Annotated in this window: 27 protein-coding genes; 9 read left to right on the plus strand and 18 right to left on the minus strand. The window is 70.4% G+C overall.

The genetic code is table 11. The features are described from left to right. Positions 1–23: 23 nt before the first annotated feature. The 3 genes from NBY69_RS04095 to NBY69_RS04105 form a co-directional block, all read right to left on the minus strand. Complete coding sequence (locus NBY69_RS04095; RefSeq protein ID WP_250298322.1) at positions 24–371, minus strand: hypothetical protein; 348 nt, start codon at positions 369–371, stop codon at positions 24–26. Beyond that, positions 364–750, minus strand: a complete 387-nt coding sequence (locus NBY69_RS04100; protein WP_250298323.1) for a hypothetical protein — start codon at positions 748–750, stop codon at positions 364–366. Before NBY69_RS04100 ends, NBY69_RS04095 begins: the two co-directional genes overlap by 8 nt. A gap of 223 nt (positions 751–973) precedes the next feature. Continuing rightward, on the minus strand, positions 974–2,356 hold the full coding sequence (locus NBY69_RS04105; protein WP_250298325.1) for a glycine--tRNA ligase: 1,383 nt from the start codon (positions 2,354–2,356) through the stop codon (positions 974–976). A 211-nt stretch (positions 2,357–2,567) separates the two neighbouring features. Between NBY69_RS04105 and NBY69_RS04110 the strand changes: the two genes are divergently transcribed. The 4 genes from NBY69_RS04110 to NBY69_RS04125 all read left to right on the plus strand — a co-directional run bounded on the left by NBY69_RS04110 (position 2,568) and on the right by NBY69_RS04125 (position 5,807). Beyond that, on the plus strand, positions 2,568–3,530 hold the full coding sequence (locus tag NBY69_RS04110) for a metal ABC transporter substrate-binding protein (RefSeq protein ID WP_250298327.1): 963 nt from the start codon (positions 2,568–2,570) through the stop codon (positions 3,528–3,530). Between the two features lie 86 nt (positions 3,531–3,616). Next, entirely contained in the window at positions 3,617–4,432 is an 816-nt protein-coding gene (locus NBY69_RS04115; RefSeq protein ID WP_250298329.1) for a metal ABC transporter ATP-binding protein, read from the plus strand. Positions 4,433–4,434: 2 nt separating this feature from the next. Continuing rightward, on the plus strand, positions 4,435–5,328 hold the full coding sequence (locus NBY69_RS04120; protein ID WP_250298331.1) for a metal ABC transporter permease: 894 nt from the start codon (positions 4,435–4,437) through the stop codon (positions 5,326–5,328). A gap of 59 nt (positions 5,329–5,387) precedes the next feature. Then, entirely contained in the window at positions 5,388–5,807 is a 420-nt protein-coding gene (locus NBY69_RS04125) for a Fur family transcriptional regulator (RefSeq protein WP_250298333.1), read from the plus strand. 199 nt (positions 5,808–6,006) lie between these two features. Here NBY69_RS04125 and NBY69_RS04130 read toward each other — a convergent pair whose 3' ends face one another. From NBY69_RS04130 to leuA, 10 genes are all read right to left on the minus strand, one after another. Further along, positions 6,007–6,816: an isoprenyl transferase gene (locus tag NBY69_RS04130; protein WP_250298334.1), complete on the minus strand. Its 810-nt coding sequence runs from the start codon at positions 6,814–6,816 to the stop codon at positions 6,007–6,009. 18 nt (positions 6,817–6,834) lie between these two features. Next, positions 6,835–7,581, minus strand: coding sequence for a DNA repair protein RecO (gene recO / locus NBY69_RS04135; protein ID WP_250298336.1), 747 nt, complete (start codon positions 7,579–7,581; stop codon positions 6,835–6,837). 93 nt (positions 7,582–7,674) lie between these two features. Beyond that, a complete protein-coding gene (locus tag NBY69_RS04140; RefSeq protein WP_250298540.1) occupies positions 7,675–8,433 on the minus strand; it encodes an urease accessory protein UreD in 759 nt (252 codons plus the stop codon). A 23-nt stretch (positions 8,434–8,456) separates the two neighbouring features. Then, the gene (ureG, locus tag NBY69_RS04145) at positions 8,457–9,203 is read right to left on the minus strand and encodes an urease accessory protein UreG (RefSeq protein WP_374211204.1); all 747 of its coding nucleotides are present in this window, start codon (positions 9,201–9,203) and stop codon (positions 8,457–8,459) included. Then, positions 9,196–9,870: an urease accessory protein UreF gene (locus NBY69_RS04150; protein ID WP_250298338.1), complete on the minus strand. Its 675-nt coding sequence runs from the start codon at positions 9,868–9,870 to the stop codon at positions 9,196–9,198. The genes ureG and NBY69_RS04150 overlap by 8 nt, the downstream gene beginning before the upstream one ends. After that, positions 9,870–11,573 (minus strand): urease subunit alpha, encoded by a 1,704-nt coding sequence (locus NBY69_RS04155; protein WP_250298339.1) that lies wholly within the window; start codon positions 11,571–11,573, stop codon positions 9,870–9,872. Before NBY69_RS04155 ends, NBY69_RS04150 begins: the two co-directional genes overlap by 1 nt. A 1-nt stretch (position 11,574) precedes the next feature. Beyond that, positions 11,575–11,892: an urease subunit beta gene (locus NBY69_RS04160; protein WP_250298341.1), complete on the minus strand. Its 318-nt coding sequence runs from the start codon at positions 11,890–11,892 to the stop codon at positions 11,575–11,577. Beyond that, positions 11,889–12,191, minus strand: coding sequence for an urease subunit gamma (locus NBY69_RS04165; RefSeq protein WP_250298342.1), 303 nt, complete (start codon positions 12,189–12,191; stop codon positions 11,889–11,891). The genes NBY69_RS04160 and NBY69_RS04165 overlap by 4 nt, the downstream gene beginning before the upstream one ends. Before the next feature lie 238 nt (positions 12,192–12,429). Beyond that, complete coding sequence (locus NBY69_RS04170) at positions 12,430–13,125, minus strand: TerB family tellurite resistance protein (RefSeq protein WP_250298344.1); 696 nt, start codon at positions 13,123–13,125, stop codon at positions 12,430–12,432. 304 nt (positions 13,126–13,429) lie between these two features. Beyond that, positions 13,430–15,187: a 2-isopropylmalate synthase gene (gene leuA, locus NBY69_RS04175; RefSeq protein WP_250298346.1), complete on the minus strand. Its 1,758-nt coding sequence runs from the start codon at positions 15,185–15,187 to the stop codon at positions 13,430–13,432. A 293-nt stretch (positions 15,188–15,480) separates the two neighbouring features. Here leuA and NBY69_RS04180 point away from each other — a divergent pair, with 293 nt between their 5' ends. From NBY69_RS04180 to NBY69_RS04200, 5 genes are all read left to right on the plus strand, one after another. Then, a complete protein-coding gene (locus tag NBY69_RS04180) occupies positions 15,481–16,554 on the plus strand; it encodes a M4 family metallopeptidase (RefSeq protein ID WP_250298348.1) in 1,074 nt (357 codons plus the stop codon). Between the two features lie 232 nt (positions 16,555–16,786). Continuing rightward, a complete protein-coding gene (locus tag NBY69_RS04185; protein ID WP_250298350.1) occupies positions 16,787–17,053 on the plus strand; it encodes a protealysin inhibitor emfourin in 267 nt (88 codons plus the stop codon). Positions 17,054–17,080: 27 nt separating this feature from the next. Next, positions 17,081–17,890, plus strand: coding sequence for a GNAT family N-acetyltransferase (locus NBY69_RS04190; RefSeq protein WP_250298353.1), 810 nt, complete (start codon positions 17,081–17,083; stop codon positions 17,888–17,890). Positions 17,891–17,937: 47 nt separating this feature from the next. Then, complete coding sequence (locus NBY69_RS04195) at positions 17,938–18,180, plus strand: type II toxin-antitoxin system CcdA family antitoxin (RefSeq protein WP_250298355.1); 243 nt, start codon at positions 17,938–17,940, stop codon at positions 18,178–18,180. Next, complete coding sequence (locus NBY69_RS04200; protein ID WP_250298357.1) at positions 18,177–18,575, plus strand: PIN domain-containing protein; 399 nt, start codon at positions 18,177–18,179, stop codon at positions 18,573–18,575. The genes NBY69_RS04195 and NBY69_RS04200 overlap by 4 nt, the downstream gene beginning before the upstream one ends. A 104-nt stretch (positions 18,576–18,679) precedes the next feature. Here the strand turns inward: NBY69_RS04200 and era are convergent, their stop codons facing one another. The 5 genes from era to NBY69_RS04225 all read right to left on the minus strand — a co-directional run bounded on the left by era (position 18,680) and on the right by NBY69_RS04225 (position 23,607). Next, positions 18,680–19,621 carry a GTPase Era gene (gene era / locus NBY69_RS04205; RefSeq protein ID WP_250298359.1) on the minus strand — a complete coding sequence of 314 codons (942 nt, stop codon included), beginning with the start codon at positions 19,619–19,621 and terminating at the stop codon, positions 18,680–18,682. A 141-nt stretch (positions 19,622–19,762) separates the two neighbouring features. Beyond that, positions 19,763–20,704 (minus strand): WxL protein peptidoglycan domain-containing protein, encoded by a 942-nt coding sequence (locus tag NBY69_RS04210; protein ID WP_250298360.1) that lies wholly within the window; start codon positions 20,702–20,704, stop codon positions 19,763–19,765. Positions 20,705–20,760: 56 nt separating this feature from the next. Further along, entirely contained in the window at positions 20,761–22,098 is a 1,338-nt protein-coding gene (locus NBY69_RS04215) for a beta-xylosidase (RefSeq protein ID WP_250298361.1), read from the minus strand. A gap of 210 nt (positions 22,099–22,308) precedes the next feature. Further along, on the minus strand, positions 22,309–22,680 hold the full coding sequence (locus NBY69_RS04220) for a cytidine deaminase (RefSeq protein ID WP_250298362.1): 372 nt from the start codon (positions 22,678–22,680) through the stop codon (positions 22,309–22,311). 27 nt (positions 22,681–22,707) lie between these two features. Next, positions 22,708–23,607, minus strand: coding sequence for a helix-turn-helix transcriptional regulator (locus NBY69_RS04225; protein ID WP_250298363.1), 900 nt, complete (start codon positions 23,605–23,607; stop codon positions 22,708–22,710). Between the last annotated feature and the right edge of the window lie 13 nt (positions 23,608–23,620).

Below are 23,620 nucleotides of genomic sequence, written 5' to 3' on the forward strand. Positions count from 1 at the left end.
TCACCGGCATGTACCGCGCCCTGTCAGCGGCGGACGACCGCTACCAAGCAGACCACCTGCACCACGGTCGTGTCCCCAGGGCCGAGGGTTGCCGTGTCCTCCGGGATGGCGAACGTGTGGGCCTCCGCCGTCCGGACCGGGTGGGGCGGGCAGTCGTCGGCGCCGGTGTAGCACTCTGCACGGTCCCGGTCCGCGCCGGTGCAGTCCAGGGCGGCCCGCGTCGCGTAGGGGCTGGGCGGCGGTCCGGGGTCGCTGCTGTTGTCGAGTATCTGCGTCGCCGCGTATCCGGCGGCGCTGACGGCCAGGGCCGCGACCAGGAAGATACGGGTGACGCGCGGGACCCGAGCCGGCTCGGGGTCGGTGTCAGTCATCGTGGGAACACCCGATGAACGAAAATGCCCGGACCTGCGGGCCGTTGGCGCCGGAGTCCTCCTGGCGCGCCTGCGCGAGAAGCTTCCTACAGGTCTCCCGCGCCGAGTCGCCGGGACAGTCGTCCTCGATCCGCTCGCACACGGCTTGCGGGTCGGCCTGCTGGGGCGTCCGTGGAGAGCCGCCGGTCTCCCACGCGCCGATGCCGTACGAGACGCCGACCACGACCAGGACCATCGCGGCGAACACCATGAGCGGCCGGAGCCGTTCCGACCCCCGGCGTAACCGCCGCGTCCGGGCGCGGGCCGGGGCCTCCGCCCCGGGTATCGACCGGGTGAGTCTTCGCTTCCAGTACACAAGACGGTAGTAGTGCTTGAGCACCGCCGCCCCCTCCTCTTGATCAGCCGCGCCGCTGCCACGGTACAAGGAGCCACTGACAACACCGGGCCCGCGCAGTTCCGCGCGGATCCCCAACGGCCCTTCAACAGGCCGGTGTTGACAAGGGGGAGGGAACGGTCAGCGCACCTCGCACCGCCCCGTCACGCCGAAGGCCCCGGCCCGCCGAAGCGGAGCCGGGGCCCTCGGGGTGTGCGTACGACCAGGGTCAGCAGCCGAGCAGCCGGCCGCCCAGGTACGACTGGATCTGGTCCAGCGAGACACGCTCCTGCTTCATCGTGTCGCGCTCGCGGACCGTCACCGCGTTGTCGTCGAGGGTGTCGAAGTCGACCGTGACGCAGAACGGCGTGCCGATCTCGTCCTGGCGGCGGTAGCGGCGGCCGATCGCGCCCGCGTCGTCGAACTCGATGTTCCAGTTGCGGCGCAGGTCCGTCGCCAGGCCCTTGGCCTTCGGCGAGAGCTGCGGGTTGCGGGAGAGCGGGAGGACCGCGACCTTGACCGGCGCCAGGCGCGGGTCGAGGCGCATCACGGTGCGCTTCTCCATGACGCCCTTGGCATTGGGCGCCTCGTCCTCGATGTACGCGTCGAGCATGAAGGCCAGCATCGCGCGGCCGACACCCGCCGCGGGCTCGATGACGTACGGGGTCCAGCGCTCGCCCTTCTCCTGGTCGAAGAAGGAGAGGTCGGTGCCGGAGGCCTTGGAGTGCGCGCCGAGGTCGTAGTCGGTGCGGTTGGCGACGCCTTCCAGCTCGCCCCACTCGCTGCCGCCGAAGCGGAAGCGGTACTCGATGTCAGCGGTGCGCTTGGAGTAGTGGGAGAGCTTCTCCTTGGGGTGCTCGTACCAGCGCATGTTCTCCTCGCGCATACCGAGGTCGCGGTACCAGTTCCAGCGCTGCTCCATCCAGTATTCCTGCCACTGCTCGTCCTCGCCCGGCTTGACGAAGAACTCCATCTCCATCTGCTCGAACTCGCGGGTGCGGAAGATGAAGTTGCCCGGAGTGATCTCGTTCCGGAAGGACTTGCCCATCTGCGCGATGCCGAACGGCGGCTTCTTGCGCGAAGTCTGCTGCACCTGGCCGAAGTTGGTGAAGATGCCCTGGGCCGTCTCGGGGCGCAGGTAGGCGACGGAGCCGCTGTCCTGGGTCGGGCCGAGGTGGGTGGAGAGCAGACCGGAGAAGTTCTTGGGCTCGGTGAAGGTGCCCTTGTTGCCGCAGTTGGGGCAGTTGAGGTCGGCGAGGCCGTTCGCGGGGGCGTGGCCGTGCTTCTCCTCGTACGCCTCCTCCAAGTGGTCCGCGCGGAACCGCTTGTGGCAGGAGGTGCATTCGGTCAGCGGGTCCGAGAAGGTCGCCACATGGCCGGAGGCCTCCCAGGTCTCGGGGGCCAGGATGACCGACGAGTCGAGACCGACCACGTCCTCGCGCGAGGTGACCATGTAGCGCCACCACTGACGCTTCAGGTTCTCCTTCAGCTCGACACCCAGGGGCCCGTAGTCCCAGGCGGCTCGCTGACCACCGTAGATCTCACTGGAGGGGTAGACGAAGCCACGGCGCTTGCTCAGGCTGACGATGGTGTCGATCTTGTCGGCGGCCACGGTGCTCTCTTCATTACGACGATTGCGAACAGCGGAATGCCTCAGGTTACCGGCGGCTGCACCCCCTGGATCAAATCGGTTCCCTGTTCCCGGGCCGTTCTCGCGCAGTTCCCGCGTGACCGCTGCCCGGTTCGCGTGAAGATCGACCGGATGCGAGGGCTCCAACCTTCCTTGTTGACAATCGTTTCCACTTTTGTTGAAAATGACTGTCATGAACGTACGACGCCTCATACCCGTCAGCGCGGCCTCCGCAGCGGTCGCACTCGGGCTGGTCGCCCTCTCCGCATGCTCCGCTTCCTCCGCCGCCGACAAGAACGACGGCAAACTCCACGTCGTGGCGTCGTTCTACCCGCTCCAGTACCTGACGCAGGAGATAGGCGGAAGCCACGTCTCCGTCACCAACCTGACGAAGCCGGGCGTCGAGCCGCACGACCTGGAACTCAGCCCCAAGCAGACCGTCGGCCTCTCCGACGCCGACGCGATCGTCTACCTGAAGGGCCTCCAGCCCGCCGTGGACGAAGCGATCAAGCAGTCCGGCGTGAAGCACACCGCCGACGTGGCCACCATGACCTCGCTCGAAACGCACGGCACCGAGGTGGACGGCCACCACCACACCACCGGGGACAACGCCTCCCACTCGGAGAGCGAAGCAGGGCTCGACCCGCACATCTGGCTCGACCCGGTGAAGTACGCCGAGATCGCCAAGGGCGTCGACAAGACCCTCGCCGCCGCCGATCCGGCCCACAGGGCGGACTACCGGAAGAACACCGACGCGCTGGTCAAGAAGCTGGACGCGCTCAATACGCAGTACGTGGACGGGCTGCGGAACCGCACGTCCGACACCTTCGTCACCACCCACGCCGCCTTCGGCTACCTCGCCGAGCGCTACGGCCTCACCGAGGAGGCCATCAGCGGCATCGACCCGGAGAGCGAGCCGAGCATCTCGCGCATGAAGGACCTGCACGCGCTCGCCGAGCAGCACCACGTCTCCACGGTCTTCTTCGAGACCATCACCAGCCCGGACACCGCGAAGACCCTCGCCAGTGATCTGCACGTGAAGACGGACGTCCTGGACCCGCTGGAAGGCATCACGGACAAGTCCAGGGGCCGTGACTACATCCAGGTCATGCAGTCCAACCTCGTCGCGCTCCAGAAGGCGCTCGGCGCCAAGTGAACCCCCCGCGCGACGTGAACACCCCGGCCCCGGCGGACCGGCACACCAGAACACCGGTACCAGCACCGACATCGGAGGCGCGAGCCATGGAACAGGGAACGGGACAGGGAAAGGGACAGGAACCCGTCATACCGGAATCCGTCCTGCGGCAACCCGTCATCTCCGTACGCGGGGCCACGGCCACGCTCGGCTCGCGCCCGGTGCTGCGGGGTATCGATCTCGCCGTGCACCGCGGCGAGGTGGTCGCCCTGCTGGGTGCCAACGGCTCGGGCAAGTCGACGGCCGTCCGCGCGGTGATCGGCCAGGTGCCGCTCACCAGCGGTGGGATCGAGCTGTTCGGCACCCCGCTGGGGCGCTTCCGCCAGTGGGCGCGCATCGGTTACGTACCGCAGCGCACCACCGCGGCCGGCGGGGTGCCCGCGACGGTCCGCGAGGTCGTCTCCTCCGGGCGACTGGCCCGTACGAAGCTGCGGTGGCCGTCGAAGGCCGACCGGGCCGCCGTCGCCCGCGCCATCGAGCTGGTGGGGCTCACCGACCGCGCCGGCGACTCGGTGGGCGCGCTCTCCGGCGGGCAGCACCAGCGGGTACTGATCGCCCGTGCGCTGGCGTCCGAGCCGGAGCTGCTGATCATGGACGAGCCGATGGCGGGCGTCGACCTGGCCAGCCAGGAGATCCTGGCGTCGACCCTGCGCGAGCAGGTGGCCGCCCGGACGACCGTGCTGCTCGTCCTGCACGAGCTGGGCCCGCTGGAGCCGCTGATCGACCGTGCGGTCGTGCTGCGCGACGGCTGCGTGACGCACGACGGGCCGCCGCCCGAGGCGGTCGGACAGCATGCGCTGCCCCACGACCACGTCCACCCCCACTCCGGCGCCGAGCCGGCCCGCACAGGACTGCTGACCTGATCATGGAACTTCTCCAGAGCGTTCTCATGCAGCGCGCACTGCTCGCCGCCGTCCTGGTGGGCATCACCGCCCCCTCCATCGGCATCTACCTCGTCCAGCGCCGTCAGGCCCTGATGGGCGACGGCATCGGCCATATCGCCATGACCGGCGTCGGCCTCGGCTTCCTGCTCAACAGCAGCCCGGTGTGGATGGCGACGCTCGTCTCGGTCGTCGGCGCCGTCGCGATGGAACTGATCCGCTCGTACGGCCGGATGCGCGGCGATGTCGCGCTGGCCATGCTCTTCTACGGCGGCATGGCGGGCGGGGTGCTGCTGATCAACCTCTCGCCGACCGGCTCGAACGCCAACCTCTCCTCGTACCTCTTCGGCTCGCTCTCCACCGTCTCGGACAGCGACGTCACCGCGATCTGCGTGCTCGCCGCGTTCGTGATCCTGGTGACGCTCGGACTGCGGCGGCAGCTCTTCGCGGTCAGCCAGGACGAGGAGTTCGCGCGGGTCACCGGGCTGCCGGTGCGCGCGCTGAACCTGCTCGTCGCGGTGACCGCGGCGGTCACCGTCACCGTCGCCATGCGGGTGGTCGGGCTGCTGCTGGTGAGCGCCCTGATGGTGGTCCCGGTGGCTGCCGCCCAGCAGCTGTCGAAGTCGTTCGCGGTCACCTTCGCGCTGTCCGTGGCCATCGGTACGGCGGTCACCCTGTCCGGAACGATCACGTCCTACTACCAGGACGTGCCGCCGGGAGCGACAATTGTGCTGCTGGCCATCGGCGTCTTCATCGCCCTGACCGCGCTGGCCGCACCACTGGCGAGAAGGCGCGCACGGGCCGTGGAGGCGGCGCAGGCCGAGTGCGGCCTCGATCTCCCGGCCGCGCGGCAGCCGCTGGACTCGGCCAAGGCCTGACCGAGCTGGCACAATGGCCCGACACATTGGGGCGGGCGACATACGGCGAGGAGGCACCTGTGACTGCGGGAGCACCAGTACGAGGCCGGTCGACCCGGCAGCGGGCCGCGGTGGCTGCGGCGCTCGACGAGATGGACGAGTTCCGCAGCGCGCAGGAGTTGCACGACGTGCTCAAGCACCGCGGCGACTCGGTCGGGCTGACCACGGTCTACCGGACGCTCCAGTCGCTGGCCGACGCGGGCGAGGTCGATGTCCTGCGCACCGGCGACGGCGAGTCGGTCTACCGCCGCTGCTCGACCGGCGAGCACCACCACCATCTGGTCTGCCGCACCTGCGGCAAGGCCGTCGAGGTGGAGGGGCCCGCGGTGGAGAAGTGGGCCGAGTCGATCGCCGCGCAGCACGGGTATGTGAACGTGGCGCACACGGTGGAGGTCTTCGGGACCTGCGCGGCCTGTGCGGGCTCCTCGGCGGAGGGCTGAGCGGGTTCTGGCTCCCGGGCGCCCTTGCCCTCAGGCGCCGGGCAGGCTTTGTCGCCCTCAAGCGCCGGGCGGGCTGAAAGATGTCCTCAATCGCCGGACGGGCTTGAATTTCGGGCTCGTCCGGCGATCGGCGTGCGGGGTGGGCTTGAATTTCGAGCCTGCCCGGTGAACGACGTGCGGGGGCCGGGCCCCGCACCGGTCAGGCGGTCGTCTCCTCGACCGCGCCGCCGAACCGGCGGTCCCGCTGGGCGAATTCGAGACAGGCGCGCCACAGGTCGCGGCGGTCGAAGTCCGGCCACAGCACGTCCTGGAAGACCATCTCGGCGTACGCGCTCTGCCAGATCAGGTAGTTGGACGTGCGCTGCTCGCCGCTCGGGCGCAGGAAGAGGTCCACGTCCGGCATGTCCGGGTAGTAGATGTACTTCGCGAAGGTCTTCTCGTTGACCTTCGACGGGTCGAGCTTCCCGGCCGCGACATCGCGGGCGATGGCCTGCGCCGCGTCGGCGATCTCCGCGCGCCCGCCGTAGTTGACGCAGAAGTACAGCGTCATCGCGTCGTTGTCCTTGGTCTGCTCCTGGGCGACCTGGAGCTCCTCGACGACCGACTTCCACAGCTTCGGCATCCGGCCCACCCAGCGGATCCTGATCCCCAGCTCGTCCATCTCGTCCCGGCGGCGGCGGATGACATCGCGGTTGAAGTTCATCAGGAAGCGCACCTCCTCGGGCGAGCGCTTCCAGTTCTCGGTGGAGAAGGCGTACAGCGAGAGGTTCTTGACGCCCATCTCGATGCAGCCGTTGAGTACTTCGAGGACGGTGGCCTCGCCGACCTTGTGGCCCTCGGTGCGCGGCAGCCCGCGGTCCTTGGCCCAGCGGCCGTTGCCGTCCATGACGATCGCCACGTGGTTCGGCACCAGTTCGCCGGGGATCTTCGGCGGGCGGGCGCCCGACGGGTGCAGTTCGGGGGTCTTGTACTCGCGTGTGCTGCGCCCCAGAATCCCGCGTCGTGCCATGTGCTCGTCTCCCTCTCGCTACTTCTCTACGTACCGCAACGAGCGCAGTCCGCGCTCCAGATGCCAGTGCAGGTAGGCCGATACGAGCCCGCTGCCCTCCCTGACGTGCCGCGGCTCGGCCGCGTCGGCCGTCGTCCAGTCCCCCGTCAGCAGTGCGCTGAGCAGCCCGACGGCCTCCGCAGAGGGTACGACGCTGCCGGGTACCCGGCAGTCGCCGCATACCGCCCCGCCGCCCGCGACGGAGAAGAAACGGTTGGGTCCCTCCATGCCGCACTTGGCGCAGTCCTCGAAGCTGGGCGCGTAGCCGTTCACGGCGAGCGAGCGCAGCAGGAACGCGTCGAGGATCAGGTTCGGGGCGTGCTCGCCGCGCGCGAGGGTCCGCAGTCCGCCGACCAGCAGCAGGTACTGCTGGACGGACGGCTCGCCCTCGTGGTCGGTGAATCGTTCCGCCGTCTCCAGCATGGCCGTGCCCGCGGTGTAGCGGGCGTAGTCGGTGACGATCCCGCCACCGTACGGAGCGATGGTCTCGCTCTGTGTGCACAGCGGGAGCCCGCGCCCGATCAGTTCGCTGCCGCGGGCGAAGAACTGCACGTCGACGTGGGAGAACGGCTCCAGCCGCGCCCCGAACTTCGACTTCGTACGCCGCACGCCGCGCGCGACGGCCCGCACCCGGCCGTGGCCGCGGGTCAGGAGCGTGATGATGCGGTCGGCCTCGCCCAGCTTCTGGGTGCGCAGCACGACCCCGTCGTCACGGAAAAGACTCATGGGACCCATTGTCCCGTACGCGCCGGGCGGACCGTTCCCCGGCGGCCCCAGCGGATCACTGCTGGGACCGCCGGACCTGCGGACGGGCCCCGCTCAGGCCACGGGTCCGGTCGTCCGCCAGCTCTCCCAGACCGCCGACAGCTCCGCCTCCACCGCCGGGGCCACCGTGTCCAGCAGCCGCACCTGGGCGCCGGGCCCGGCCAGATCCGTCCGGTACGGGTGCGGCGGGCCGCCCGGGGTGGCGCCCAGGGCGGTGACCGCGCCGATGACCCGGTTCGCGCCGAGGATGCCGGGCAGCTCCCGGACGTCCGGGTCCCGCAGGTCCAGGTCCTCGACCAGCAGGTCCAGCCCGTCGTAGGTGGCGCGGGTCGTCGCCCGTACGCTCCCGCCACGTTCGCCGGAGCGCCCCAGGACCAGGGTCTCGCGCCAGAGCATCCGGGCGCCGGCGGCCATCGTGATGTCCATGGAACGTGCGACGTCCGCCCCGGTGGAGATGACGAACGGCCGGGCGTCCCAGGTCAGTTCGCCGCCCTCGGCGATGTCGATCACCGCCCGCCAGGCCGACGTACCGCCCCGGTGGTCGTACGCGACGAGCCCGGCCGGTTCGACCAGGTGCAGCCGGGCGCCGGGGCCGACGGTCAGGTGCAGGGTCAGCGCGTCGCCCGCCAGCAGGCCCGCCCGGGTGCCGACCAGTGCGATGTGCAGCCCGTCGGCGGCGGGGCGCAGCGGGCGGGGCGCCAGGAAGGCGCCGGGGCGCAGCTCGCGGGCGACATGGCGGCCGGTCGCGTCGCGCTCGACGGTGACGACGGTGGGGTCGGCGCCGCCGTCGTCCGGCGGGGCCGCACGCGTCAGGTCCGGCAGTACGGGCGGCGGGGTCACGAGTGGCTGTGCGGCGCCATCGGGCCCGGGTCGGCCGGAATGTGCTGGCCCGAGCGGTGGCGTACGAGCAACGCCCGCACCCAGTCGGCCAGTTCGGCGATGGACGCCGGGTCGTTCTTGGACAGGGCGAGGACCGGGAGGCCGTCGCGGGCCGCCTCGGCGTCGGCGACCATCTCCGCCACGTCGACCTCCACGTACGGGGCGAGGTCGGTCTTGTTGACGATCAGCAGGTCGGCGCCGGTGATGCCGGGGCCGCCCTTGCGGGCCACGTCGCCGCCGCCCGCGACGTCGATGCAGAAGAGCTGCGCGTCGGCCAGGGCCGGGCTGAAGGTGGCGGTGAGGTTGTCGCCGCCGCTCTCGATCAGCACCAGGTCGAGCGGGCCGTACGCCTCCTCCAGGTCCTCGACGGCGTCGAGGTTGGCGCTGACGTCGTCGCGGATCGCGGTGTGCGGGCAGGCGCCGGTCTCGACGGCGCGGATGCGTTCGGTGGGCAGGACGCCCGCCGAGCGGAGGAAACGGGCGTCCTCGTCGGTGTAGATGTCGTTGGTGACGACGGCCATGGAGAGTTCACCGGCGAGTTCGCGGCAGAGGGTCGCCAGGATCGAGCTCTTGCCGGTGCCGACGGGTCCGGCGACGCCGAGGCGCAGCGCGCGCGGCTGGTTGAGGGGCTCGTGGAAGTGCTGGTTGGCCGGGGCGGGGGCGGGGTTCCCGGACGCCGGGGTGGGGGTGCCGTTGTCAGGCAAGGAAGAGTCTCCGTTCTCGTCGGTCGTGTTCGAGCGCCCACTCCTCGGTGAGCAGGGCGGTACGGGCGGGCAACTCGCCCGGGGTCCGTACGGCGAGGGCGGCCGTCACCGCGTGGGCGGCGTCCGGCTCGGCGGCGAGCACCCACGCCACCGAGTCCAGCGGGTCGCCGGGCAGCAGTTTGAGCGCGGCCGACGCGATGGTCTGGAGTTCGTCGTAGACGACGCCGTACGCCAGTTCCTCCTCGGACACGTCCAGGACCGCCCCGAGTGCGCCCAGGGTGACCGGACGCAGCGGGCGCAGCGACGGCGTGCGGGCCGTGTCCAGTGCGGTGACGGCGGGGTGGCCGGGGGCCAGCCTGCGGGCCAGCCGGTGCACGCCCCGGCCGAGGGTCGCCGATGCCGCCCGCATCGGCGCCACCGGCGTCCTGGCCGCGAGGGCCTGCTGTACGGGCGCGTAGTCCACCGGGTCCTGCCGCGCCGCCCGCAGGGCGAGGACGGCGGCGGCGGCTTCGGTGACGGCGGTGGTGCGGAGCCTGGCCCGCAGAAGGGCGGGGATCCGGTCGCGGGTGAGCCCGGCCGCGACGGCCGGTTCCAGGCCCGCGCTGTAGGTGTACGCGCCGACCGGGAGCCGTCCGTCGGCGAGCAGCAGAGGGGCGAGCCGGCCCATCAGAACATGCTGTACCGCTGGGCGAGCGGCAGTTCGGCGGCCGGGGCGGGCTCCACGAGCTCCCCGTCGATGCGGATGGCGAAGGTCTCCGGGTCGACGTCGATGGCCGGGAGCGCGGTGTTGTTCGGCAGGTCCGCCTTGGTGAGGTGGCGGGTGGGCCGTACGGCGACCAACTCCCGTACCAGGCCCAGACGTTCGGCGAGCCCGTCCGCCAGTGCCGCCGGGGAGACGAAGCTGACCGACAGGTGCGGGGCGGCTTCGGCGGCGGCGGTGGCACGCAGCAGGACCGGCTGGGTGGTGGGGATCGCCGCGTTGGCGTCGCCGAGGGCCGCGTACACCACCATGCCGCCCTTGAGCACGGCTGCGGGCCTGATGCCGAAGAAGGCGGGGTCCCAGAGCACCAGGTCGGCGAGTTTGCCCGGCTCGACGGAGCCGACGACGTGGTCGATGCCGTGGGCGACGGCGGGGCAGATCGTGTACTTGGCGACGTAGCGGCGGGCGCGTTCGTTGTCGGCGGGGAGCGTGGTGCCCCGGTCGCCGAAGCGCTGCTTCATCACGTGGGCGACCTGCCAGGTGCGGCAGACGACCTCGCCGATCCGGCCCATCGCCTGGGCGTCGGAGGAGGTGATGGAGAGGGCGCCGATGTCGTGCAGGACGTCTTCGGCGGCGATGGTGGTGGCGCGGATCCGGGACTCGGCGAAGGCCAGGTCCTCGGGGACGCGGGGGTTGAGGTGGTGGCAGACCATCAGCATGTCGAGGTGTTCGGCGACGGTGTTGACGGTGTGCGGGAGCGTCGGATTGGTGGACGCCGGGAGGATGTTGGGGTGGGAGGCGACGGTGATGATGTCGGGGGCGTGGCCGCCGCCCGCACCTTCGGCGTGGAAGACGTGGATGCCGCGTCCGGCGATGGCGTCCAGGGTGCCTTCGACGTAACCGGCCTCGTTCAGGCTGTCGGCGTGCAGCGCGACCTGGAGTCCGTACGCGTCGGCCGCTTCCAGGGCGGCGTCGATGGCGGCCGGGGTGGCGCCCCAGTCCTCGTGGACCTTGTAGCCGCCGGCGCCGCCGAGCGCGGCCTCACGCAGGGCCTCTTCCCCGACGGTGGAGCCCTTGCCGAACAGCATGATGTTGAGCGGGACCCGGTCCAGGGACCGGTGCATCATCGCGAGGTTCCAGGCGCCGGGGGTGACGGTGGTGGCCTTGGACCCCTCGGTGGCACCGGTGCCGCCGCCGATCACGGTGGTGGTGCCGGTGGCGAGAGCCTCGTGGAGGGTCTCCGGCATCAGGAAGTGGACGTGGGTGTCGACGGCTCCGGCGGTCAGGATGCGGCCCTCGCCCGAGACGACGTCCGTGCCGGGGCCGATCACCAGGTCCGGGTGGACCCCGTCGCTCATGTCGGGGTTGCCGGAACGGCCGAGCGCGACGATCCGGCCCTCCCGGACGCCCACGTCGGTCTTGACGACGCCCCAGTGGTCGAGCACCACGACATTGGTGATGACGAGGTCGAGGGCTCCCTCCGCGTGCGGCGTGGTGGCCTGGGCCATCGATTCGCGGATGGACTTGCCGCCGCCGAACACGGCCTCGTCGCCGCCGAAGCAGCGGTCCTCCTCGACCTCGATCCAGAGGTCGGTGTCGGCGAGGCGGACCCGGTCCCCGGTGGTGGGGCCGTACAGCGCGGCGTAGGCGGCGCGCGTCATCCGGGCCATGTCAGTCCTCCGTTCGTGCGGTGCGGGTGCCGGGCACTACGAGTCCGGGGACCCGCCGACGGCCGCCGAGCTCGACCAGGGTGACGTCGGCGCCGACTCCGGGTTCGAAGCGCAGTGAAGTACCGGACGGGATATCGAGTCGAAATCCCTCGGCGGCCGACCGGTCGAAAGTAAGTGCGGGATTCACGTCGGGGAAATGAAAATGCGATCCGACCTGAATGGGCCGGTCACCGTCATTCACCACGGCGAGTTGCAATCGAGTACGATTTTCATTGATTTCGAGTACGCCGGAACCGGTCCGGATCTCACCCGGGATCACGGGATGGGCGAGGTGATCGTGACGAGCTTCCGCCCGTCGGGAAAGGTCGCCTCGACCTGGACGTCGTGCAGCATCTCCGGTACACCTTCGAGCACTTCGGCGCGGGTCAGCACAGCTCTTCCGTCGCTCATCAGATCGGCGACGCGAGCACCCTCACGGGCCCGCTCCATGGCCCAGCAGGAAAGCAGCGCGACGGCCTCCGGATAGTTGAGACGCACACCCCGTTCACGTCGGTCACGGGCAACCATTCCGGCAACACTCAGCAGCAATTTCTCCGTGTCGGACGGAGTGAGAAACATGGGAAACCTCCGTGACGGCAGTCCCCGGAATTCCCGGAATCGCCACAGTCACTTCCCTCTTATAAACCTGCCGACGGGTTCATGGCAACTTTCACCACACCGCAAAAAGTCCCTTTCTGGGGTTATGACCCACTAAATACGGGCAAACTACCCCAAAATTTATACCCGCACGCCGCTCACCTGCGGACTTACCGAGAGACAGCACGCAGCGAGGCGACGGGGCCGGGGCCGGGAACGCTCAGGACGGCGTACGGGCCGCAGCCGCGAGGAGCCTGGCCGTGTCCTCGGCGCCGAGCTGGAGCGCCCCGCCGACCGTCGCGAGCACCTCACGCTCCGCCGGGCTGTACGGGCCGTCGGCGAGGGCGATGCGGGCGCCCTGGAGCAGGATCGACTCCCGGCCCACCGGGGCGAGATGCGGGGCCAGCGGCTGGAGCGCCTCGTGCAGCTCGATGGTGAGGGCGGCGCCGCACGGCTCGGCGTCGGTGACGAAACGGCCGGTGTCGGCGGCGAGCGCGTCCACCAGGGCGGTCAGCTGCTCCTCGGTGCACTCGTCGAACCCCGCGGCCCTGACGGTGGCGACCGCGGCCTCGGTGACCGCGTGGGAGGCGGCGCCGCCCGCGGTGAGCACGGCGAGCGTGACCGTGTGGACGGCGTCGCGCAGCATCGCCGAGAAGCGGGTGGTGGTGGGGTGGTCGAGGGAGTCGGTGGGGAACCTCGTCCGGCAGGCCGCGCATTCGATCACCGGGCCGGTGACCCCGCGCGGGAGAAGCGGGACACCGAGCACGGTCAGGCGCCGACGGCCGGTGCGGCGGCGGTAGTTGCGGTCGCCGCCGCAGTCCGCACAGAAGAACTCGCCGTCGCCGACGGTGTCCCAGGAGGTGCGGACGGCCCAGACGATCGACTTCTTGCCGCTCCGTCCTCGGACTGGCAGCACGACCCACCTCCGTAACACCCCGGCAACGCTCCGTTGCGCTGCGCTCCACTCCGCCGCCGTGCACCGTTGACCGGTGGGACACAGCGCCGTCATGTGCACGTGATGTTAGCCACATCGGTGATGCGACGTCAGCACCCTGACCGGAGTTGGCTCGGTCCCGGCCACCGCTGCGGGCGACCGGGACCGGGAAAAGTGGAGGTCACACGGGATTCGTACGAACGGGATCACCGAAATGTGCCATCGGTCCCCCGCATGGAAACAGCCGTGCTCGTGGCCCGATCCCGCACCGGGCCCACGAAGGGGGTCAGCGGGCCGCCCGGTTGACCGCGGAGACGACCGCCTTGAGTGAGGCCCGTGTGGTGTTGGCGTCGATACCGATGCCCCACATGACCTTGCCGTCGATCGCGCACTCGATGTACGAGGCGGCGAGCGCGCTCGCGCCCTCGCTCATCGTGTGCTCCTGGTAGTCCAGCAGCCGCGCGTCCACGCCGGTCGCGGACAGCGCGGCGAAGAACGCCGAGATCGGACCGTTGCCGGTGCCCGACAGTGCCGTCTCGACCCCGTCCACGACGGCCTCGACGGTCAGGGTGTCCCGGCCGTCCGTGTCCGTGGTGGTCTGGCCGGAACGCAGCTGGATCCGGCCCCAGCGGTCCTCGCCGTCACCCGGGCTGGGCAGGTACTCGTCCTGGAAGATCGCCCAGATGTCCTTGGGGGTGACCTCGCCGCCCTCGGCGTCGGTCTTCGTCTGGATGATCTTCGAGAACTCGATCTGCATCCGGCGCGGCAGGTCCAGCTTGTGCTCGTTCTTCAGGACGTACGCGATACCGCCCTTGCCGGACTGGGAGTTGACCCGGATCACGGCCTCGTAGGAGCGGCCCACGTCCTTGGGGTCGATCGGCAGGTACGGCACGGCCCACTCGATGTCGTCGACCGTCTTCCCCTGCGCGGCGGCGTCGGCCTCCATCGCGTCGAAGCCCTTCTTGATGGCGTCCTGGTGGGAGCCGGAGAAGGAGGTGTAGACGAGGTCGCCCGCGTACGGGTGGCGCGGGTGGATCTCCATCTGGTTGCAGTACTCGGCGGTGCGGCGCACCTCGTCGATCTGCGAGAAGTCGATCTGCGGGTCGACGCCCTGGCTGAACAGGTTCATGCCCAGCGTCACCAGGTCGACGTTGCCGGTGCGCTCGCCCTGCCCGAAGAGGCAGCCCTCGATCCGGTCCGCGCCCGCCATCAGGGCCAGTTCCGCGGCGGCGACCGCCGTGCCGCGGTCGTTGTGCGGGTGGACGGACAGGCAGACGAACTCGCGGCGGGACAGGTTGCGCGACATCCACTCGAAGCGGTCCGCGTGCGTGGACGGCGTCGAACGCTCCACGGTGGCGGGCAGGTTGAGGATGATCTCGCGTCCGGCCTCGGGCTGCCAGACGTCCATGACCGCTTCGCAGACCTCCAGGGCGAAGTCCAGCTCGGTATCGGTGAAGATCTCGGGGCTGTACTGGTAGCCGAAGATCGTCTCGGGGCCCAGCAGCTTCTCCGCGTACTCCACCACCAGCCGGGTGCCGTCCACGGCGATCTGCTTGATGTCGTCCTTCGAACCGCGGAAGACGACCCGGCGGAAGGTGGGCGCGGTGGCGTTGTAGAGGTGCACGGTGGCGCGGTGCGCGCCGCGCAGCGACTCGACGGTGCGTTCGATCAGGTCCTCGCGGGCCTGGGTCAGGACGGAGATGGTCACGTCCTCGGGGATCGCACCCTCTTCCTCGATGATCGAGCGTACGAAGTTGAAGTCGGTCTCGCCGGAGGCCGGGAAGCCGACCTCGATCTCCTTGTAGCCCATCTTCACCAGCAGGTCGAACATCTCGCGCTTGCGGGCGGGCGACATGGGGTCGATCAGGGCCTGGTTGCCGTCACGCAGGTCGGTGGAGAGCCAGCGGGGGGCCACGGTGATCCGGCTGTCGGGCCAGGTGCGGTCGGGGATCTCCACGGCCTCGTACCGGCCGTACTTGTGCACCGGCATCCCGGACGGCTTCTGCATCTGGGTGGCGTTGGTGATCGGCGTGGGGTTCGACATCTGCGTAGGGCTCCTCGGGATCCAGCGGTGGGGGCCGACTGTGACGCTGCAGCACCAGACTCCGCGGGGAGGGGGTCGGCCTACGACTACAGGCCCTCGCCGCGGCAGCTAAGGAGAAGCAGCCCGAAACGCATGATGTTCCGCAGCCTAGCCCAGCGGCGCCGAGAACGCCGCAGCCGTATCAGTATGCGGGATCTCCGATAGGTAAAGAGAGACGGGTTCCCGGTCACTCGTTCTCGTCAATCTCCGTCGCAACCGGTGACAACTCACTTACCCACTGCCACATTACAGAGATGAACGCACACCCGGTCTTCTGCACGATCATCCCGCCGCACATCCTCGACAAGCTTGCCCAGGCCGACGACCCCGCGCTCTCCGAACCGGCCCGCCGCACCATGGAGGCGGACGCCGCCCACCGCGTCCGCCGTGCGGCCGTGGCCACCGCCCTCGCCGCCGAAGCCGTCACGGACACGGCAGCCGACGCCGCCGCCGAGAAGACTCCGAAGCGCACCATCTACGACGCGGAGCACGGCACGTCCCTGCCGGGCAAGAAGGTCCGCGGCGAGGGCGACCAGCCCGGCAGCGACGCCACCGTCAACCGCGCGTACGCGGGGCTCGGCGCCACCTTCGAGCTCTATCTGAAGGTGTACGGGCGGTACTCGATCGACGGCCGCGGGCTGCCGCTCGACGCGAGCGTCCACTACGACCAGAAGTACAACAACGCCTTCTGGGACGGCAAGCAGATGGTGTTCGGGGACGGGGACGGGAAGGTCTTCCTCGACTTCACCATCCCGGTGGACGTCATCGGCCACGAACTCACCCACGGCGTGACGCAGTACACGGCGAACCTTGAGTACTCCGGCCAGTCCGGCGCGCTCAACGAATCCGTCTCGGACGTCTTCGGCACGCTCATCAAGCAGTACGCCCTGGGCCAGACCGCCGACCGGGCCGACTGGCTGATCGGCGCCGGGCTGCTGGCGCCGCACGTCCACGGGGTCGCGCTGCGCTCCATGAAGGCTCCCGGCACGGCGTACGACGATCCGTCGCTCGGCAAGGACCCGCAGCCCGCGACGATGGCGAACTACGTCAGCACCACCCAGGACAACGGCGGTGTCCACCTCAACTCCGGCATCCCCAACCACGCGTTCTACCTGCTGGCCACCGCACTCGGCGGCAAGGCGTGGGAGCGGGCCGGGCAGGTCTGGTACGACACCCTGACGGGCGGCCACCTGCCGGCCGGTGCGACCTTCGCGGACTTCGCCCGGCTGACCGTCGCAGCGGCGCGCACCCGCTTCGGCGGCAGCAGCGACGAGCAGGAGGCGGTACTGAAGGCCTGGTCCACGGTCGGTGTCCCGACGGGCGCATAGGCCGTGTTTTGAAAGTAGCGTCGTCCGCCCGAAGGGCGGGCGCCGCGGTGCCTGGTGCGTGCGATCGCAAGGCGCCGGAGAGTCCTCGTAGCGGAGCTACGAGGACTCTCCGGCAACGCCGCGAGCAATGGGGTCTCCCCTGTTCGAGCGAAGCCGAGAACTTGGGGAAGTGCCAGGCACCGCGGCGCAGGCGGGACTTTCAAAACACGGCCTATGGAGTAGAACGGTTCCCATGCGTATCCAAGTAAGGCGCACGGGAGGCTTCGCCGGTATCGAGCGCCGGGCCGAGGTGGACACCTCGGCCCGGCCCGATGCGGACGAGTGGCACACCCTCGCCGAGAAGGCGGTGACCTCCGGCCACGCCGCCCCACCGGCCGGAGTGCCGGACGGCTTCCACTACCGGCTCACGGTGGACGACCGGACGGTGTACTGCACGGACCCCCAACTCACCGAGCCGCAGCGGACGCTGATCTCACGGCTGCTGAAAGAAGGTGCGTGAGACGGCGCGTTCGGTTTGGATGGCCGGATGCCCTCCGACACCCGCTCCACTCTCGACGCCCTTGAGCAGTACTACGACACGGTCCCCCGATCCGGTGCGCGCACCGAGGACTTCGGCCCGCTGACTCTCTTCGTACGGGAAGGAGCGGGCTGGCCCTTCTATGCGCGCCCCACACGGCTCTGGTCCGGTGCCGCGACCACCGCGGCGGACGTCGACCGGGTGAGGGCGCGCCAGCGGGAGGTGGGCGCACCGGAGGCGTTCGAGTGGGTGGCCGAGACAACTCCCCTCCTGCGCAAGGCCGTTGAGGAGTCCGGCCTGGAGGTCCACGAGCACCCGCTGATGGTGCTGGACCCGTCGGCCCCGACGCGCGCGCCGCACCCCTCGGTACGTGTGCTGGACGCGGCGGACCCGCTGCTGTCCGCCGCGCTGGCCGTCCCGCAGCTGGCCTTCGCGGCGCCCGGCACAGCGGTGGGGGACGCGGGGCCCGCCGAGCTGGCACGGGAGATCGCCGCCCGCCTCGGCGACGGCCGGGTGGAGAACACCGCCGCACGGATCCGGACCGGGCGGACGACGGTCGCCGCGGCCCTCGGGGACGGCTCGGTCCTCTGCTCCGGCATGCACAACCCGGTGGACGAGGTCACCGAGATCGTCGCCGTGGGCACCCTGCCGTCCGCGCGACGGCAGGGCCTGGGGCTCGCGGTGACCGCGGCGCTGGCCGCGGACGCGCGGGCGCGCGGCGTGGGGACGGTGTTCCTGTCCGCCGGGGACGAGGACGTGGCACGGATGTACGGGCGGCTGGGGTTCTGCCGGGTGGCCACGGCGCTGATCGCCGAGTAGCCGAGAGCCCTCGCCACAGCTGGGCATACCGCAGTATGGTGACACCTGTGACCACTAAGAAGATCACCATCACCTTGCCGGAAGAACTGCTGGAGTCAGCCCGCGAGCTGACATCCAACATCTCCGGTTATGCGGCGGAGGCCCTCACGCGCAAGATCAAGCGGGATCTGCTCGCTGAGGATCTGCGCCGCTACGAGGAAGAGCACGGGGCCTTCACCGAGGAGGAAATGGCTCAGGCACACGCCCGGCTGTACGCCGCAGACGCCGCCCGGGACAAGGACGCTGCGTGACACCGTTCGCCACGATCGTCCTCGACTCGGAAGGGCTCTCCGCCTGGATCGGGCAGGACCGCAGCACTCTCGCCTTGCTGAAAGCAGCAGAGCAGACCGAGACCAACCTGGTGATCAGTGCCAACACCATCATCGAGGTCACCCACGCGGCAACGAACATGGCTCGCCTGAGCTGGGTCCTTTCCCGCACCACGGTGGAACCGGTCACGGAACAGAGCGCCAAAGCTGCGGCACGTCTCCTCGAAGACGCCGGACTGCACGGCCACAAGTACGCCATTGACGCCACGGTCGCCGAGGCTGCTCTACGGCAGCCCGGCCCCGTCGCACTCCTGACGTCGGACGTCGACGACATGTCGAAACTGTGCCGCGGCCGGATCCGACTCATCAGCATCTGACGCCCCTGCGGCTGCATGGCTGATCCGGTGATCCGGTCACGAGGGGCCGACCTGAGTCGCCGCGGCACGCGTCAGGACATCCGCGGCAACGCATCACAACAGGCTCAGAACCCCAGCTTCCGCAGCTGCTTCGGGTCCCGCTGCCAGTCCTTCGCCACCTTCACGTGCAGGTCCAGGAAGACCGGCGTGCCCAGCAGGGCCTCGATCTGTTTGCGGGACTTCATGCCCACGTCCTTCAGCCGTGCGCCCTTCGGGCCGATGATGATGCCCTTCTGGCTGGGCCGCTCGATGTAGACGTTCGCGTGGATGTCGAGGAGCGGCTTGTCCGCCGGGCGGTTCTCACGCGGCAGCATCTCCTCGACGACGACCGCGATGGAGTGCGGCAGCTCGTCCCGTACGCCTTCCAGCGCCGCTTCCCGGATCAGCTCCGCCACCATCACCATCTCCGGCTCGTCCGTGAGGTCGCCCTCCGGGTAGAGCGGCGGGCTGAGCGGGAGCAGCGGGGCGATGAGGTCGGCCAGCAGGGAGACCTGCTGGTCGCCGACGGCCGAGACCGGGATGATCTCGGCCCACTCGAAGCCCAGCTCCGTGGCGAGCTGGTCGATCGCGATGAGCTGTTCGGCCAGCTGCTTGCTGTCGACCAGGTCGGTCTTGGTGACGACGGCGATCTTCGGGGTCTTCTTGATCCCGGCGAGTTCCTTGGCGATGAACTTGTCGCCGGGGCCGAGCTTCTGGTCGGCGGGCACGCAGAAGCCGATGACGTCCACTTCGGCCCAGGTCGTCCGTACGACGTCGTTGAGACGCTCGCCCAGCAGCGTGCGCGGCTTGTGGAGGCCGGGGGTGTCCACCAGGATCAGCTGCGCGTCGGGGCGGTGCACGATGCCGCGCACCGTGTGGCGGGTGGTCTGCGGGCGGCTGGAGGTGATCGCCACCTTCTTGCCGACGAGAGCGTTCGTGAGAGTGGACTTGCCCGCGTTGGGACGGCCGACGAAGCAGGCGAAACCGGCCCGGTGGGCGGCTTCGGGTGACTGGGTGTGAACGCTCATGGCGCCCATTGTCCCCGATCGGCCGGTACGCGCCGACCAGGTGTCCGTGAGGTGAGTTCCCGGTGGCCCTCTGGCCTGCGGAACAAGCCGGGAACACGGGGTACGCCCTGCCCCCCGGGGCAGCGGCAGGGCGTACCCCGGTCAGGACGGGCGCACGCGACCCCGGCGCACTCTGACCGCCACCGCACCGGCCACCGCGCCGGCCAGCAGGATCCCGGCGGCCAGCCAGGGCAGCGCGAAGAACGACGCGCTCGCGGATTCCTTGAGGTCCTTGGTGTGCGCGGTCAGCGTCACCTCGCCCCAGTCGAACTGCGGGGCGTCCTGCCACGGCTCGCTGAGCCTGACCTTCTGGCCGGGCAGCAGCTCGGACGGGGTCTTCTTGAGGCCGCGGGCCAGCAGCGTACGGCCGAAGAGTCCCTGTGCCTTCAGGCCGACCTCGGGGGAGAGGGTGACGTTGCCGGTGTTGTGCAGGGTGTACGAGATGACCGTGCGGCTCGCTCCCGTGCCGGGTACCAGCGGCTGCTGGTGGGCGAGCTTCACGCCTTCGACGGCGATGCCGGTCACGGTGGGGCCCGTCACCCGCAGATAGACCCGCGCGCCCACGGCCCACCGGACCCCGACGGCGACCGGGCCGCCGGCCTGGTCCACCCGCTCGTCGAGTGCGACCAGCGCGCCGGGGTGGTCGCCGGGCTCCGCGTTCTGCGGGACGGTGAGTGTGAAGGGCACGGTCACGGAGGCGTGCGGCGGGACGGTGAGCTTCGGCCGGTCGGTGCGGACCCAGGCGCCGATGCCGTGCTGCGGCTCCTTCGGACCGCGTACGGCGAAGCCGCCGTCGCGGTCGGTGTTGTAGGCGTCGGCTCCGTACAGCAGGAAGGTCAGCGGCTGCGCGGTCTTGTTGGCCACGGTGACCTTGTCCCTGATGACCTCGCCGGGATCGGCGGAGAGCGAGAAGTAGGGGCGCTGGGCCGCCTTCGACGCGGTGGGGTAGACGGACCAGCTGCCGTTGTCGGCGGCGTGGGCGGACGTGACCGGCAGGGCCAGTGCGGTGAGAAGAACCAGGAGGAGTGCAAAAAGCTTGCGCACGGTGCGGACCCCCAGGGGTGAGGGGTGGGCCGGGGCAGCCCCGGCCCACCGGCCGGTCAGGTGAGGGTGAGGGTCAGCACGCCCGAGTAGGAACCGGGGGCGGTGAAGGGCGGGACGTCCAGGGACAGGCCCGCGTCTGCGGTGAACTGGCCGCCGGTGAGCGCCCCGTCGGGGGTGGAGGCCAGCGTCGCGCCGGTGCTGCCGACGGTTCCGGCGGATCCGGCCGCGCAGGTGCTCGGGCTGCCCGCCTTGGTGGTGCAGGCGGGGGTCCAGCCGAGCTTGTCGGCGCTGATCTTCGCGCCACCCGGTCCGGTGAAGTCGGTGACCTTGCCGGTCAGTGACCAGCCCGCGGGGCCACCGCGGAAGTCCCTGACCGTCACCGACCGCAGGGCGCCGGTGGAGGCACCGCCCTGGCCGAAGTCGACGGGCGACATACCGACGGTGTCACCGGCCTGGCTCATCGACAGCGTGCCCGCCGTGACCGAGGTGGTGAGTTTCTGGCTGTCGGGCGGGGTCGGGGTGTCGTCGAGGACGGTGTAGGTCGCCGGCCCGGCGCCCGTGTCCGCGCTCCAGCTCGCCCCTTCGTAGGCGACGATGCCGGTGGTCGCCTTGTCCGTGACCGGCAGCGTGGCGGTGAAGCCGCCCTGCGCGTCCGCGGTGGCCGTCACCTGGTCGGCGGTCTGCGCCGAAGCCGTACGGCCCGCGACGGTGATGCTCGCGCCCGCGGTGAACTTCGTGCCGGTGACGGTGACCCCGGCGCCGGGCTTGCCCGATGCCGTACCGAGCTGGATGGCGCGCTCGTTCGTCTGGCCGCCACCGTCGGTCGCGTTGACCGTCTCGGAGACGGGGGCGGGCGGGGTGATCACGGTGCAGGGGGTGTCCAGCTCCATGATGTAGCTGGTGTGGATGTTGTAGTCACCGGGCGAGAGCGTGATCGCGCCCGCCTTGGTGACGGTGAAACTTCCGGTCATGGAGAACGACGGGAAGACGCCCTTGCCCGGCACCGGATCGTTCTTCTTCGGCCCGGCCACCGTGATGTCACCGCTCTGGGCACCCCCGAGGGTGACCTTCCCGGTCGGCGTCATGATGTCGGCGGGCAGTGCGAGGTCGACCGGGTTGCTCGCGGCGGCCGTGACCACCGTGTAGGTCACGGCGACCGTGTCGCCCACCTTGGGAGTGGCGTTGTCGACGGTGATCTTCGCCGAGGTGGTGCCGTCGATCGGCGGGATTCCGGCGATCGCGGGCGGGATGCAGTGCGTGGGAAAGTCCACCACGGCGGCAGCGGCCGTGGACAGGGCGTGCGCCGGAGCGGCGAGCACCCCTCCCCCGCCGGCTGCCAGCGCGATCGTGCCGAGTGCGGCGGCCCAAAACCGTCTTCGGGTACCTCGTGCCATGGTTGCCCCCTCCTGAGGGATGTGGGCGCAGCGGCTCTTCTGCGCCGACAGGGGGCTATTGACGAGCGATGTCCGAAAGAAGTCAATGGACGGAAAATGCAGTGACTGATGGCCCATCAGTCACTGTCAAGATCGTGGTTCCGGTCACTGCCGGGATCACGCTCCCCGGAGGCCGTCCGGCACTCCGCGTTCGGGTGACCGCGGACCTGATCAGCCCGCGGTCACCGATGCCCGGAGGGTGCCGTCGGGACCCGCCAGCAGGACCGGGGTTCCCGGGCCGCCCAGGTCCCGTACGGCCGCGCGGTCCTCGTCGGACACCGCGGCGCCGTCACCGACCACGGCTGCCGCCTCCAGCGACCGCGCACCGCTGGCCACCGCCATCGCGACCGCCGTCCGCAGCGCGGAGAGCTTCAGCGAGTCCAGGTCGACGGTGCCCGCGACATAGGTACGCCCGGTCTCGTCCCGTACGGCAGCCCCCTCCGGCACTCCGTTACGGGCCCGCGCGCTGCGCGCCAGCGTGATGATCTTGCGGTCCTCGGCGTCGGGGACCGGGAGGCCGGGGGTCTGCGTGTCGTCGCTCATGGGCAGAGCATAAGGAGATGGGCGCGGTCAGTTGGCGACCGGGTACATCGATCCCCTGCGGCCCTCGGGCGTGGCCAGCCACTGCAGTTTGGCCTCCGTCCCGGTGTCGGGCAGCGGGGTGTGCAGCACGATCGCCAGATCCGGCCGGGCCGGGACCCTCAGCTGGGTGGACTCGACGTGCAGCGTGCCGACCACCGGGTGTTCCAGCTCCTTGCGGATCTGCCCGCCCGGCGCGATGTCACGGCGCGCCCACAGCTCGGCGAACTCGGGGCTCAGGTCGGCCGCTTCGGCGATGACCGCCCGGTACCCGTCGTCCTCGGGCCGCTCCGAGCAGGTGGCGCGGAACTGCGCGACCACCTGGTGCGCGATGGCCTCCCAGCCCTTGGTACGGGCCCGGTACACGGGGTCGGTGAAGAACGCGATCAGACAGTTCTGCACGATGCCGGGGCGCATGGCCAGCGTCATCGCCGCCGCGTCGTTGTAGATGATCGTGTTCCAGTACTGGTCCATGATGTGCGCCGGGAAAGGCATCCAGGCATCGATCAGCCGCTTCAGCCCCTCGCACATGTCGATGTTGGCCGGATCGACCTCCTGCGGCGGCGGGTTCAGCCCGGCCAGCACGTAGAGATGGCGGCGCTCGACGCTGCTCAGCCTCAGCACCCGGCCCACCGAGTCCAGGACCTGCGGCGACACCGTGATGTCCCGGCCCTGCTCCAGCCACTGGTACCAGGAGACGCCCACACCCGCGAGGACGGCGACCTCCTCACGGCGCAGCCCCGGCGTACGGCGCCGGGCGCCGCCGTCCGGCAGTCCCGCCTCGGCCGGGGTGATCCTGGCCCGCCGGCTCATCAGGAATTCCCGCAGCTCGCTGAGGCGGTGCGCCCTGCTGCCGGCCCCGGCGGCCCCGGTCTCGATCGGGCTCGCCATGCCCTGTCCCCCT

It is taken from the genome of Streptomyces sp. A 4/2 (genome assembly GCF_940670765.1).
Taxonomy (GTDB): Bacteria; Actinomycetota; Actinomycetes; order Streptomycetales; family Streptomycetaceae; genus Streptomyces.

Excerpts from the sequence above, each read along its gene's own strand:
- NBY69_RS04110 (WP_250298327.1), top strand. The coding sequence starts at position 2,568 with ATGAACGTACGACGCCTCATACCCGTCAGCGCGGCCTCCGCAGCGGTC.
- NBY69_RS04155 (WP_250298339.1), bottom strand. The coding sequence starts at position 11,573 with ATGGCCCGGATGACGCGCGCCGCCTACGCCGCGCTGTACGGCCCCACC.
- NBY69_RS04220 (WP_250298362.1), bottom strand. The coding sequence starts at position 22,680 with ATGAGCGACGACACGCAGACCCCCGGCCTCCCGGTCCCCGACGCCGAG.
- recO (WP_250298336.1), bottom strand. The coding sequence starts at position 7,581 with ATGAGTCTTTTCCGTGACGACGGGGTCGTGCTGCGCACCCAGAAGCTG.
- NBY69_RS04115 (WP_250298329.1), top strand. The coding sequence starts at position 3,617 with ATGGAACAGGGAACGGGACAGGGAAAGGGACAGGAACCCGTCATACCG.
- NBY69_RS04120 (WP_250298331.1), top strand. The coding sequence starts at position 4,435 with ATGGAACTTCTCCAGAGCGTTCTCATGCAGCGCGCACTGCTCGCCGCC.
- NBY69_RS04185 (WP_250298350.1), top strand. The coding sequence starts at position 16,787 with ATGCGTATCCAAGTAAGGCGCACGGGAGGCTTCGCCGGTATCGAGCGC.
- leuA (WP_250298346.1), bottom strand. The coding sequence starts at position 15,187 with ATGTCGAACCCCACGCCGATCACCAACGCCACCCAGATGCAGAAGCCG.
- NBY69_RS04095 (WP_250298322.1), bottom strand. The coding sequence starts at position 371 with ATGACTGACACCGACCCCGAGCCGGCTCGGGTCCCGCGCGTCACCCGT.
- NBY69_RS04225 (WP_250298363.1), bottom strand. The coding sequence starts at position 23,607 with ATGGCGAGCCCGATCGAGACCGGGGCCGCCGGGGCCGGCAGCAGGGCG.
- NBY69_RS04150 (WP_250298338.1), bottom strand. The coding sequence starts at position 9,870 with ATGGGCCGGCTCGCCCCTCTGCTGCTCGCCGACGGACGGCTCCCGGTC.
- NBY69_RS04130 (WP_250298334.1), bottom strand. The coding sequence starts at position 6,816 with ATGGCACGACGCGGGATTCTGGGGCGCAGCACACGCGAGTACAAGACC.
- NBY69_RS04190 (WP_250298353.1), top strand. The coding sequence starts at position 17,081 with ATGCCCTCCGACACCCGCTCCACTCTCGACGCCCTTGAGCAGTACTAC.
- NBY69_RS04215 (WP_250298361.1), bottom strand. The coding sequence starts at position 22,098 with ATGGCACGAGGTACCCGAAGACGGTTTTGGGCCGCCGCACTCGGCACG.
- era (WP_250298359.1), bottom strand. The coding sequence starts at position 19,621 with ATGAGCGTTCACACCCAGTCACCCGAAGCCGCCCACCGGGCCGGTTTC.
- NBY69_RS04180 (WP_250298348.1), top strand. The coding sequence starts at position 15,481 with ATGAACGCACACCCGGTCTTCTGCACGATCATCCCGCCGCACATCCTC.
- NBY69_RS04165 (WP_250298342.1), bottom strand. The coding sequence starts at position 12,191 with ATGTTTCTCACTCCGTCCGACACGGAGAAATTGCTGCTGAGTGTTGCC.